The sequence below is a fragment of the Inquilinus sp. genome (genome assembly GCF_057815775.1).
This window is the reverse complement of sequence record NZ_JBYRFX010000992.1, coordinates 1-11357: the sequence shown is the minus strand read 5'-3', so window position 1 is coordinate 11357 and position 11357 is coordinate 1. Positions and strand designations below refer to the sequence as shown.

Sequence of the window (11357 nt, the reverse complement as noted above, 5' to 3'; positions counted from 1 at the left end):
AAGATCGTCTCGGTGATCATCGAGGCGCCCCGGGCCACCGTCATCAAGCCCATCATCTGGGCCTGCAGGTCGGTCGGGAAGCCGGGATAGGGCTCGGTCATCACGTCGACGCCGACCAGATCGCCGGTGCGGCGGACCTTGAAGCCGTCGGCCGTCGGCTCGAACTCGACGCCGGCGCCGCGCAGCACGTCCGCCGCCGCCTCGATCAGGTGCAGGCTGGTGCCGACCAGCTCGACCTCGCCGCCGGTCGCGGCCGCGGCCATGACATAGGTGCCGGTCTCGATCCGGTCGGCGACGATGCGGTGCGTCGCCCGATGCAGCCGCTCGCGGCCCTGGATGCGGATGGTGTCGGTGCCCGCCCCTTCGACCGAGGCGCCCATGGCGTTGAGGCAGGCGGCGAGATCGACGATCTCCGGCTCGCGCGCCGCATTGACCAGCACGGTCTCGCCGCGGGCCAGCGACGCCGCCATCATCAGGTTCTCGGTGGCGCCGACCGACACCTTCGGGAACACGATGCGGGCGCCCTGCAGCCCGTTCGGGGCGCGGGCGTTGATGTAGCCCTCGGTCACCTCGATCTCGGCGCCGAGCTGCTCCAGCCCCATGATGTGCAGGTCGACCGGGCGGCTGCCGATGGCGCAGCCGCCGGGCAGCGACACCTTGGCCTGGCCTTCGCGCGCCACCAGCGGCCCCAGCACCAGCACGCTGGCGCGCATCTTCCGCACCAAGTCATAGGGGGCGGTGGTGCTGCGGATGCGCCGCGCCGTCAGCTCGATCACCCGGCCCTGGGCGCCGTCCGAGGCGGCGCCGTTCAGCGCGATCTCGACCCCGTGCTGGGCTAGCAGCGTCGCCAGGGTCGAGATGTCGGCCAGGTGCGGCAGGTTGGTCAGGGTCAGCGTCTCGTCCGACAGCAGCGCCGCCGCCATCAGCGGCAGCGCCGCGTTCTTCGCCCCGCTGATCGCGAGCCGGCCCTGGAGGGGACGCCCGCCCCGGATTCGAATCTTGTCCATGATGGCTCCCCCCGGACTTGGCCCGGACCCTGGAAAAAGATGAGGCTACAGCTTCGGCAGCGTGACGCCGCGCTGGCCCATGTATTTGCCGGCCCGGTCGGCATAGGATACCTCGCAGGGCTGGTCGCCCTTGAGGAACAGGAACTGGCAGGCGCCCTCATTGGCGTAGATCTTGGCCGGCAGCGGCGTGGTGTTGGAGAATTCCAGCGTCACATGCCCCTCCCATTCCGGCTCCAGCGGCGTGACGTTGACGATGATGCCGCAGCGGGCATAGGTCGACTTGCCCAGGCAGATCACCAGCACGTCGCGCGGGATGCGGAAATACTCGACCGTGCGAGCCAGGGCGAAGCTGTTCGGCGGGATGATGCAGACCGGCCCCTTGCGCTCGACAAAGCTCTTCGGATCGAAATTCTTCGGGTCGACCAGGGCGCTGTCGACATTGGTGAAGACCAGGAACTCGTCCGAGACGCGGGCGTCGTAGCCGTAGCTCGACAGGCCATAGGAAATCGTGCCCTCGCGCTTCTGCCGCTCGACGAAGGGCTCGATCATATTGACCTTGAGCGCCTGCTCGCGAATCCAGATATCGGACAGGATCGTCACGGCCTAACCCCTCGTCTCATCATCGCGCCCGGCAGGATCACGCTCAGCAGTGCCCGCCGGCGCGTCCGCCTCACCCTCGACCGCCGCGCGCCCCCGGCTCTGCACCTTGCGCCGCGCCAGATTGGCACGCAACGCCGCCGCCTCGCGCTCATGGCGTGACGGGGCCTGGCGCGACGGGGATGCGGGCTTCGGTGTCGGGGGTCGACGCTGATCGGTCATTTCGACTTTGGTATGGCGGATGCGCCGGCGTTTCGCAACCGGACGAACAAACTTCATGAAATCCCTTGCGCCCGGGCCGCGGTTGTGGCCGATTGCGCCGCCTTGACGCGGGCTGCCGTAGCTCAGTGGTAGAGCACTCCCTTGGTAAGGGAGAGGTCCTGAGTTCAATCCTCAGCGGCAGCACCACCTCTCGCGTTTCCTGCCCCGTCGTCGGTGGCGTGGAGTCGCGGCGCCTGTGATCGGATCCCCGGTGGAAACGATCACGGAAAAGCGCTTGCACCACCCCCGCCGCTATGGCAGGTTCCGCGCCGCTTCGAAGGCGGGCTGCCGTAGCTCAGTGGTAGAGCACTCCCTTGGTAAGGGAGAGGTCCTGAGTTCAATCCTCAGCGGCAGCACCAGCGCCCCGAAGCTCCCAGACAAGTCGTCGATCGAGATCACCGGCGCCGTGGCGTCGCTGCCGGACGAGTCGCAACGGCTGGACGCGCGCTCATATGCTGCGCCGCCTCCCGTCTCGCGATCTTCTGATGCTCGGCCGTTTGCCGTCGCCGGGTCAGGATCTTCCGACCCTGCCCGATCTGGACAGCCTCAGCTGGCGATGCCGACGGCCGGTGGAGCCATGTCGCGGCCGGAATGCCGGGCCGCCCGTTCCGCCTCGGCGACGGTGCGGAAGCTCTGGCCCTCCAGGCTCTGGAACCGGGAATCGGAGGCGTAGAAGCGGAAGCCGCGCGGCTGGGCGACGACAATGCCAACCGCTTCGCCCGCGACCTCGATCGTGAACGCTTCGGAACGAACCATGGGATCGACCTCTATGGGAGCGGCGCTCAGCGCCGACCGATGACGGGAGCGAACGGGGAACGGGGCTGGAGAGCCGTCAGTTCCGCCATCGTCCGATCGAAAAATCCGAGGTCAGGAGGGTCGGTCTGGTACCAGTCGCCAACATGTCACCCATCCGTGTTCCGCCGCCGGTCCGCAAAGACAACGCGCGGCTTATCGCCGTCTTCGGGCGCGGCCTTGTCTGCTGGCATCAAGTGCTCGGCGACCCTTGTCATGGGCCGCTCTTGGTATCGACCCTCTCGCACCCGGCCATGACTGTCAACGGCTATTACACGTGCAATTTGAACAAAATGTTATTGCCAAGTTGAAGTGATGTGAAATTCAAGTATTACTCAACAATCATTCGCTCAAGCGTCTCCAGGCGATCCGCTTCCGCCGCCGGCTTGTCCCAGCGGATGCGGTGAACCCGGGGGAATCGCATCGCGACTCCGGATTTGTGGCGGGTCGAGCGATGGACGCTGTCGAAGGCGACTTCGAGCACCAGATGCGGCTCGACCTCACGCACCGGGCCGAAGCGCTTCACCGTGTGCGCCCGCACCCAGCGGTCGAGCTGCGCCAGCTCCTCATCGGTGAAGCCGAAATAGGCTTTGCCCACCGGCACCAGCCGGTCGCCCTCGGGTTCCGACCGCCAGGTGCCGAAGGTATAGTCGGAATAGAAGGACGACCGCTTGCCGTGGCCGCGCTGGGCGTACATCAGCACGGTGTCCAGCGTCAGCGCCCCGCGCTTCCACTTGAACCACGGTCCCTTCGGCCGGCCGGCGACATAGTCGCTGTCACCGCGCTTCAGCATCAGCCCTTCGATCGCCTGGGCCCGGGCGCCGTCGCGCAGCGCCGCCAGTTCGTCCCAGCTGTCGAACGGGATCATCGGCGACAGATCCATCCGCGCCGGGGCCGCGCGCGCGACCCAGGATTCGAGCCGGATGCGGCGGGCGTCGAAGGGCAGCGTCCGCAGATCCTCGTCGCCCTCGAACAGGATGTCGTAGAGCCGCACCCAAGCCGGGTAGTCGGCGATCATCCGGGCAGTGATGACCTTGCGGTTCAGGCGCTGCTGCAGGTCGTTGAACGGCGCCACCGCCCCGTCCCGCGCCACCAGCAGCTCGCCATCCAGCACGGCGTGGAAGCGGATGCGGTCGGCCAGGTCCGGAAAAGCGCCGGTGACGTCGTCGCCGCTGCGCGAATAGATCCGCGGCGGCCGGTCGCCGCGGCCGACCACCTGCACCCGGATGCCATCCCATTTCCACTCGGCTCGGAAGGCCGCCGGGTCCAGCCCGGCGATGTCCTCGGCCTCCAGCGGATGCGCGAGCATCAGTGGCCGGAAGGTGGCGCGGTCGCCGATCTCTGGCTTCGGCCCCTGCCCCGACAGCCACAGGAACAGCTCCTCATAGGGCGGCTCCAGCGCGTGCCACAGCTCCTCGATCTCGTCGACCGACTGGCCGCCCCATTCCGCCAGCGCGACCTTGGCCAACCGGGCCGAGACGCCGACGCGGAGATTGCCGGTGATCAGCTTCAACAGGGCGAAGCGCTCCGACGCCGCCAGCGAATCGAGCCAGCGTTCGACCAGCACCGGCGCCGCGGCGCGGGAGGTGGCGCGCAGCTCCTCCACCACCTCGGTGATGGTCGGCTCCCGGTTCGCGCCGGGCTTCTGCGGCCAGATCAGTGCCACGGTCTCGGCCAGGTCGCCGACAAAATCGTAGGACCAGCCGAACAGCGCCTCGTCGACCCGCGCGGTGGCCAGGTTGCGGATGGTCGAGGCCTTGGCCGCGGCGAAGCTCAGGCCCCCGGTCAGCGCCGCCAGCGCCCAGCCGCGGTCCGGGTCGGCCGTGTGCTCGAAATAGTCGGTCAGCAGCCGGATCTTGCCGTTGCGCGACGGCCGGTAGACCAGCCCTTCGATCAGGGCTGCGAACGACTTCATGTGCTGTCGTCCTCCTCGAAGCCGATCAGCGCCAGCGCCCGCGCGGCGCGGCCGGATTTGCGCACCTGATGGATCAGCGCCTCCTCCCGTCCATGGGTGACCCAGACTTCGCCGGCTTGAACCTCCTCGATCGTGGCGCAGAGCTCGTCCCAGTCGGCGTGGTCGGAGATCACCATCGGCAGCTCGACCCCGCCCTGCCGGGCGCGCTGGCGCACCCTCATCCAGCCCGAGGCGGCGGCGATCACCGGGTCCGGCAGGCGGCGCGACCAGCGGTCGGCGATGGCGGAGGGCGGCCCCAGCACGATCTGCCCGGCCAGCTCGGCCTTCGAAGCCCCGGTCGCCGGCAGCAGCGGCCCGAGCGGCACGCCGAGCGATTCGTACAGGTCGCACAGTGCCTGCATCGCGCCGTGCAGGTAGATCGGCCGGTCCCACCCGGCCTGGCGCAGCAGGCAGATCAGCCGCTGGCACTTGCCCAGGGCGTAGACGCCAACGACATGCGCCCGCTCCGGAAACAGCGCGATCGAATGCAGCAGCTTGGCGATCTCCTCGCTGTCCGGCGGGTGGCGGAACACCGGCAGGCCGAAGGTCGCCTCGGTGACGAAGACGTCGCAGACCACCGGCTGGAACGGCCGGCAGGTCGGGTCGGGCCGGCGCTTGTAGTCGCCCGACACCACCACCCGGCTGCCGGCATGCTCCAGCACGATCTGGGCGGAGCCGAGGACATGCCCGGCCGGCACGAAAGTGACGTCGACCTCGCCGATCCGCCGGGTCTCGCCCCAGGCCGCCGGCTCCAGCGTCCGGCCCGCCGCGTCGCCGTAGCGGGCGCGCATGATCGCCAGCGTCTCCGGCGTCGCCAGCACCGCGGCATTGTTCGGCCGGGCATGGTCGGAATGGCCATGGGTGACCAGCGCCCGCTCGACCGGGCGCATCGGGTCGACATGGAAGCCGCCGGGCACCACGAACAGGCCCTCGGGCTGCACTCGGATCCATTGGTCGGGGCGCGGAGTCGGCATGATCACGACGATAGGACATGGACCGGCGCGGCGCCAAATCCAGGCCAGAAATCGAGACTGGGTGGCCGGGAGTGACTCTCGATCCCTTCGATCAACCGCTGCGGCGACTGAACCACCAGTCGTTTTGCCAGTCTTCGTAGCCCAGCAAACTGCCTTGGTATCGCTCCAGGGCGTCAGACCATCCCGCCTTCTTCCCGACCTGCCGGAGCAGGAGATAGGCATCGATGCGCCATTCCTGTCCGGGCTGAGCGAAGTAGGCCTCGCGAATGCCGTCCACCTGAGCACCGTCGGGCAGTCTGTAAGGAGTCTCGAATGGCCGGTCCACAATCCGGCCGATCAGGCGACCGTCGAGGACAAGGGCATTGAACTGAGCAATGAGCGCCTCGAACCAATCGCCCGGATAAGTGTCGGATAACACCGTGAGCGGCTTCCTACCTTCCATCATCAATGGAAGCTCGAAGCCTGTGTGAATGAGATACGGCGCCTCCCTGATGGATTGCCATGGCGCAAGTATGACCTCGCAATCGCTACAATCCAGGGCAACCCCGAAGCGATGCTCGATGGCATCGCGTTCCTCCTCGGTCAGCACGTACGAGTGAGCCAGATCGTGGTCGTCCCCGTCCCTAACGATGGCTTGCAGCACGGCGATATCCGCCACGTGAAACCGCATCTCGACGAATGGGCTGCCGGTGATTGGGTCAAACCCCTGCAACACAAACCAGCGTGCCGGGCCCGCATCCTTGGTTCGATCCGTCAATCCAATACTCCTCTCGGCGAACCAGGGGGCTGAAGGCCGGGGCGCGGATTCGGCATGATCACGACGATAGGACATGGATCGGGCCGACGCCAAATCCAGGCTTAAGGGCAGATCAGGCCGTCTGCACCTTGAAGGCGGTGGCGGCCTCCTGCACGAAGAGGCGGATGCTCGCGGGAATCGGCTTGCTCGGCAGGTAGGTCGCGAACAGCTCGATGGTCTCAGCGCAAAGCCCGTCGAGACAGGTGACAAGCCGCCCGTCCCGGATATCGTCGGCGACATCCCATTCGGCCTCCATCGACAGACCGCGGCCCTCAAGAGCCCAGGTGCGGATAACCTCGCCGTCGGAACTGGTAAGCGCGCCGCCGACTTGCACGAGCTTCGTGCCGGTGCGGTCGATGAAACGCCAGCGATCCTGCAGGCTGTGGCGCCGCGCGAGGCGAAGGCATTGATGCTGCAACAGGTCTTCCGGATCGCGCGGCACGCCATGTTTCGCGAGATAGGACGGCGCGGCGCAGAGGACGCGCCGGCTGGTCAGAAGCTTGCGGGTCAGCACCGCCGGATCGCTCGGGCGGCCGACGCGCAGGGCCACGTCCAGCCCGTCCTCGCCGACTTCGAGCCCGGCATCGGATAGCGTGAGATGCACCTCCAGCCCAGGATGGCGGCTTGCGAAGTCGGCGATCAGGGGGGCGATGCGGCTGCGGCCCAGATCGGCGGGCGCACCGACCCGAAGACGCCCCCGTGCCGCGTTGCCGCGCGACGCCACCTCGGTTTCCAGGTCGCGCAGCTGATCCAGGATGCTGCGGCCGTGTTCGAGATACATCGTGCCCTCGTCGGTCAGGCGGAAGCGCCGGGCGCTGCGGTCGGCGAGCTTGACGCCGAGACGCTGCTCAAGCTGGGCCAGGCGGCGGCTGATCGCTGGCGGCGAGGAGCCGAGGATCCGGGCGGCGGCGGAGAGGCCGCCCGAGCCCGCGATCGCCTGGAACAGCTGCAATTCGGCAACGACATCCGGCATGGCATGTTTCCATTAATCGGAAGATAAGCGTCCGGCATCTGCCGTTTCGGGACCCGAAGAGGGGCGTTAACTTCGTTCTGCGCAATTGAACGAGGCGGCCCCCGTGAAAGCAACTCCATTCTTCCGCTTCGGCGCAGCCATTCCACCGCCACGGCCGGACGTTCCGGCGAGCACCGGCCCAAGCCGGTACATGCTGCTCGGCCTCGGGCTCGCGACCTGGATGGAGTTCTACACCTATGACGGCGTGAACCTCGTCCTGCCCGACATGGCCGGCACGCTGGGAATTTCGCAGGACGAGGCGAGCTGGATCCTGACGACATACCTTTCGGCGCTGCTGTTCGGCGTTCCGCTTTCGATCTGGCTGGCCGGTCGCGTCGGGTATCTTCGCTACATCATCGCAAGCGCCGTCGTCTTCGCCATCGCGTCCGTCGGCTGTATGACGGCACCCGATCTCGCAACCCTGCTGGCCTGGCGTGCGCTGCAGGGGTTCGCCGGGGCAGGCCTGACCATGTGGTGGCGCGCCAGCGTCTACATGCTGATGCCGCTGCCGCAGCGAAGCGGGTCGATGATGCGGATCTCCGTCATGCTCTACCTCGCGACCGCCGCCGGCCTGGTCTTCTGCGGTTCTGTCACGGACAATTTCGGCTGGCGGCTGATCTTCCTGCCGAACGTGCTGTTCGCCGCCGTGGCCATCCCCTTGCTGGTGCGGCATTTTCCGGACGTGCCGCGTCCCGCGGATGCCCGTGCGGTCGCCATGGACAAGCCGGGCGTCGCGCTGCTGGGCGTCGCCCTGGTGACGCTTCAGATCGTGCTGAGCCGCGGCGAGATCGATGACTGGTTCGGCTCGTCGAGGATCCAGTTGCTGACCGGGATCGGCCTGGCCGCGCTGCTCCTGTTCGTCGCCTGGGAGATCAGCCCGCGAAACCCCGCGCCGCTGCTGCAGCTGAGCCTTGTCCGCAACCGCAATGTCCAAGCCGCCATCTGCCTTGGCCTGCTCGCCGGCATCATCCTGTCGGGCAGCCTCTACGCTGTCCCGGAGTATCTGAGGAACGTCTTCCCGCACCCGCTCAGCGCGACACAGGCCGGGCGCATCATGTGCGTCTATGCCCTGACCGCCGCCGCGATCCGCCCGCTGGTGGCAACAGCGATCGCACGCTTTGGCCAGCGCAAGGCCATGGCATTCGCCTTCACGATGCTCGTGGGCTCGATGCTGCTTTTCGCGCGGCTCATGACATCCGGCACGCCCGACACCGACTATGTGCTGCCGCTGATCCTCTATGCCTTCTGCCTGGCGCCGATGCTCTCCGCGACCGCCAGCGGAACGGTGGCCAACGTTCCGCTGGCCCAGCAGCTCGATGCAGTCGCGATCTACATGACCTTTCGCCAGTTCGGCGCGTCCATCGGCGTCACGCTGGTCACCATCCTCCTCAACCGGCGGGAAACGCTGCATTCCTCGCGATTGTTCGAGCATCTCCGCGCTGGCGGGACGCAGACCCAGGACTGGTTGAATCAGGCGGCTCAGCTCGCCGTCAGCCGCGGCGGCTATGCACCGCTCCAGGCCCAGCACATGGCCGTGCAGATGCTGAGCGACGAGGGCGCCCGCCAGGCCGCCACCATGGCTTACGCCGACGCCTTCGTCTTCATGGCCGCAATCGGGCTCATCGCTCTTTGCTTCATCCCGCTCATGTCTCCGCGCAAGGCACCAAAATCATGACCGAGGCAGCTCTCGCTCTTCCTTCGGCACCCGCTCGCTCTGCCGAACCGTCATCCGGGCCTGCGGCACAGGATCATCCCCAACATGGCGCGCCCGCCGCCGGCGATCAGGGCCGGCCGCGGCGGCGGTTTCCGCTCTGGGCGCTGACCATCGGCGGCGCGTTGGTTGCAGCAGCCGCCTATGTCTATGTGCCGAACCTCTACGTGGTCGAAACCGACGACGCATCGTTCCAGGCCGATACCGTTTCGATCGTGCCGAAGGTCGCGGCCTACGTCTCGGCGCTGCATGTGACCGACAACAGCGCCTTCGCGGCGGGAGAGCTCCTGGTGGAACTCGACCCGCGGGATTTCCAGGCGGCCAAGGACATCGCCGCCGCCAACCTGCAGAGTGCGCAGGCCGCGCAGGCCGTGGCCGAGGCGCAGCTGCGCGAGCAGAGCCAGGTGATCGCGGCGGACGAGGCCAATGTCGGAGGAGACCGCGGCACGCTGGCATTCACCGCGGAGCAGCTGACGCGATTTCAGGCCCTTGCCAAGGATGGCTTCGGCACCGCCGAGCGCGCGCAGCAGGCCGTTTCCGACAACACCGCGCAACAGGCTGCCGTGCAAAGGGATTCGGCGACGCTGGCGGCAGCGCAGGGACAGGTCCAGGTGCTGCAGAGCCAGGTCGAGCAGGCGCAGGCCAATGTGACCCAGGCGCAGGCCGCGATGGCCCAGGCAGGCCTCAACCTGTCTTACACCAGGATCTACGCCCCATCCGCCGGCAGAGTCGCCAGCAGGAGCGTGCAGGTCGGCAATTTCGTCCAAGCCGGCCAGACACTGTTTTCGGCGGTGCCGAACGAGATCTTCGTGATCGCGAACTTCAAGGAGACGCAGCTGGCGCGCATGCAGGCCGGACAGCCGGTCTCCATCAACGTCGATGCCTTCCCGAACCACACGCTGCACGGCCACATCGACAGTTTCCAGAGTGGGACAGGCTCGAACTTCGCACTCCTGCCGCCCGAGAACGCGACCGGCAACTTCGTCAAGATCGTCCAGCGTGTCCCGGTGAAGATCTTGCTCGATGACACCGATCAGGATCCCCGGCTGCTCGGACCCGGCATGTCGGTCGAGGCGACGGTGACGGTGCGCACGCCGCCGGGCTGGCTGGCCTGGCTGCTTTAGGCAAATGCCGGACCACCACCGCAACCGAACGCCACAGCAACCGAAAGGCTGAATCGCCATGCTCTCATTTGCACTTTCACTCGCCGCGGGGCTGGTCGTCGGGATCGGATACGGCCTGTGCGGGATCCGCTCCCCCGCCCCACCGGCGATCGCCTTGCTGGGGCTGCTCGGCATGCTGGCGGGGGAGCAGGGCGTCGTGCTGGTGCTGCGCCTTCTCCGCCCTCACTTTTAGGCCGCACCGGCGGCGATCAGACATCCGAACACAAAGGGAATGACCATGCCGGACCAAATTCAGGACGAGATCGTGGCGCTGCTGGCGCCGATGCTGAAGAAGACGCTGTTCGTGGCGATCAGCCGCGCCGTCGGCACGGCCGACGCGATGCGCCCCTTCATCGCGGACCATCTGCGCTACATGAATGCCCTGGAAGAGCGCGGGGCGCTGTTCGCGTCGGGGCCGTTCGTGCAGCCGGGCGTGGTCGTCGGCGACGGCCTCACCATCCTCAACACCACCGACGAAGCCGAGGCGCGGCGCTGGATGGACGAGGAACCGCTGATCAAGCACGGCCTGCGCGTGTTCGACCTGCGGCGCTGGGAAATGCGCGAGGGGCGGATCACGATCGCGCTGAACCTGTCCCGCTCGGCCTTCGACCTGCCGTAACCCTCATTCACTGCGATTCCGGCCCCCCCAGTGCTACGGGCGTAACGCGTTTCGGCTCCCTCGACGCGCTCCGGTAACGCCGCGCTCCTACCGTCCCGGTGAGCCGGCGGACTGACAGCCGACAGACATTTCAAGGAGTTACCCCGTGACTCACTTCCATCTGCTGATCGATGGCCAGCTCGTGCCCGGTGCCGGCACGCTGCCCGTGATCAACCCTGCGACGGAAGATCTGGTGGCCGATGCGCCCCGGGCGGACCTGGCGCAGCTGAATGCCGCAGTCGCCGCGGCCAAGGCGGCCTTCCCGGCCTGGTCGGCCCGCCCGCTGCGCCAGCGCGGCGAGCTTCTGGTCAAGCTGGCGGAGGCCCTGGAGCAGCGCCAGGACGAATTCGCCCGGCTGCTGACGGAAGAACAGGGCAAGCCGCTGCCGCATGCGGCCATGGAGATCGCCCGTTCGGCCGGCATCATCCGCTA

The 11357-nt window shown here is 67.5% G+C and carries 12 protein-coding genes and 2 tRNA genes; 7 read left to right on the top strand and 7 right to left on the bottom strand.

The window, feature by feature from the left end; all coding sequences use genetic code 11:
- Together murA and dcd are read right to left on the bottom strand one after the other, a co-directional pair.
- Positions 1 to 1007: UDP-N-acetylglucosamine 1-carboxyvinyltransferase (gene murA, locus AC3XYG_RS35555; RefSeq protein WP_489144620.1), on the bottom strand; the 1007-nt coding region annotated here is incomplete at its 3' end.
- A 45-nt stretch (positions 1008 to 1052) separates the two neighbouring features.
- On the bottom strand, positions 1053 to 1607 hold the full coding sequence (dcd, locus tag AC3XYG_RS35550; protein ID WP_489144619.1) for a dCTP deaminase: 555 nt from the start codon (positions 1605 to 1607) through the stop codon (positions 1053 to 1055).
- Between the two features lie 330 nt (positions 1608 to 1937).
- On the opposite strand from dcd, the gene AC3XYG_RS35545 reads away from it, so the two are divergent.
- A tRNA-Thr gene (locus AC3XYG_RS35545) sits at positions 1938 to 2012 on the top strand.
- 137 nt (positions 2013 to 2149) lie between these two features.
- Positions 2150 to 2224 (top strand) — tRNA-Thr (locus AC3XYG_RS35540).
- Positions 2225 to 2411: 187 nt separating this feature from the next.
- Here AC3XYG_RS35540 and AC3XYG_RS35535 read toward each other — a convergent pair.
- From AC3XYG_RS35535 to AC3XYG_RS35515, 5 genes are all read right to left on the bottom strand, one after another.
- Positions 2412 to 2621, bottom strand: a complete 210-nt coding sequence (locus AC3XYG_RS35535; RefSeq protein ID WP_489144618.1) for a hypothetical protein — start codon at positions 2619 to 2621, stop codon at positions 2412 to 2414.
- Positions 2622 to 2988: 367 nt separating this feature from the next.
- On the bottom strand, positions 2989 to 4572 hold the full coding sequence (locus AC3XYG_RS35530; protein WP_489144617.1) for a cisplatin damage response ATP-dependent DNA ligase: 1584 nt from the start codon (positions 4570 to 4572) through the stop codon (positions 2989 to 2991).
- Positions 4569 to 5552: a ligase-associated DNA damage response exonuclease gene (locus AC3XYG_RS35525; protein ID WP_489144616.1), complete on the bottom strand. Its 984-nt coding sequence runs from the start codon at positions 5550 to 5552 to the stop codon at positions 4569 to 4571. Before AC3XYG_RS35525 ends, AC3XYG_RS35530 begins: the two co-directional genes overlap by 4 nt.
- A gap of 124 nt (positions 5553 to 5676) precedes the next feature.
- Positions 5677 to 6342 (bottom strand): hypothetical protein, encoded by a 666-nt coding sequence (locus tag AC3XYG_RS35520; protein WP_489144615.1) that lies wholly within the window; start codon positions 6340 to 6342, stop codon positions 5677 to 5679.
- Between the two features lie 112 nt (positions 6343 to 6454).
- A complete protein-coding gene (locus AC3XYG_RS35515) occupies positions 6455 to 7354 on the bottom strand; it encodes a LysR family transcriptional regulator (protein ID WP_489144614.1) in 900 nt (299 codons plus the stop codon).
- A 190-nt stretch (positions 7355 to 7544) separates the two neighbouring features.
- Here AC3XYG_RS35515 and AC3XYG_RS35510 point away from each other — a divergent pair, with 190 nt between their 5' ends.
- From AC3XYG_RS35510 to AC3XYG_RS35490, 5 genes are all read left to right on the top strand, one after another.
- Positions 7545 to 9068: a DHA2 family efflux MFS transporter permease subunit gene (locus AC3XYG_RS35510; RefSeq protein ID WP_489144613.1), complete on the top strand. Its 1524-nt coding sequence runs from the start codon at positions 7545 to 7547 to the stop codon at positions 9066 to 9068.
- Positions 9065 to 10228, top strand: a complete 1164-nt coding sequence (locus tag AC3XYG_RS35505) for an HlyD family secretion protein (protein WP_489144612.1) — start codon at positions 9065 to 9067, stop codon at positions 10226 to 10228. Before AC3XYG_RS35510 ends, AC3XYG_RS35505 begins: the two co-directional genes overlap by 4 nt.
- A gap of 58 nt (positions 10229 to 10286) precedes the next feature.
- Positions 10287 to 10460 carry a DUF1427 family protein gene (locus tag AC3XYG_RS35500; protein ID WP_489144611.1) on the top strand — a complete coding sequence of 58 codons (174 nt, stop codon included), beginning with the start codon at positions 10287 to 10289 and terminating at the stop codon, positions 10458 to 10460.
- A gap of 45 nt (positions 10461 to 10505) precedes the next feature.
- The gene (locus AC3XYG_RS35495) at positions 10506 to 10886 is read left to right on the top strand and encodes a YciI family protein (protein WP_489144610.1); all 381 of its coding nucleotides are present in this window, start codon (positions 10506 to 10508) and stop codon (positions 10884 to 10886) included.
- A gap of 145 nt (positions 10887 to 11031) precedes the next feature.
- Positions 11032 to 11357, top strand: a 326-nt coding sequence (locus AC3XYG_RS35490; RefSeq protein ID WP_489144609.1) for an aldehyde dehydrogenase family protein, incomplete at its 3' end; no start/stop codon positions are given.

Bases quoted from the DNA above. Each gene is read 5' to 3' on its own strand.
- AC3XYG_RS35510 (WP_489144613.1), top strand. From the start codon at position 7,545: ATGCTGCTCGGCCTCGGGCTCGCGACCTGGATGGAGTTCTACACCTAT.
- AC3XYG_RS35495 (WP_489144610.1), top strand. From the start codon at position 10,506: ATGCCGGACCAAATTCAGGACGAGATCGTGGCGCTGCTGGCGCCGATG.
- AC3XYG_RS35530 (WP_489144617.1), bottom strand. From the start codon at position 4,572: ATGAAGTCGTTCGCAGCCCTGATCGAAGGGCTGGTCTACCGGCCGTCG.
- AC3XYG_RS35500 (WP_489144611.1), top strand. From the start codon at position 10,287: ATGCTCTCATTTGCACTTTCACTCGCCGCGGGGCTGGTCGTCGGGATC.
- AC3XYG_RS35535 (WP_489144618.1), bottom strand. From the start codon at position 2,621: ATGGTTCGTTCCGAAGCGTTCACGATCGAGGTCGCGGGCGAAGCGGTT.
- AC3XYG_RS35505 (WP_489144612.1), top strand. From the start codon at position 9,065: ATGACCGAGGCAGCTCTCGCTCTTCCTTCGGCACCCGCTCGCTCTGCC.
- AC3XYG_RS35515 (WP_489144614.1), bottom strand. From the start codon at position 7,354: ATGCCGGATGTCGTTGCCGAATTGCAGCTGTTCCAGGCGATCGCGGGC.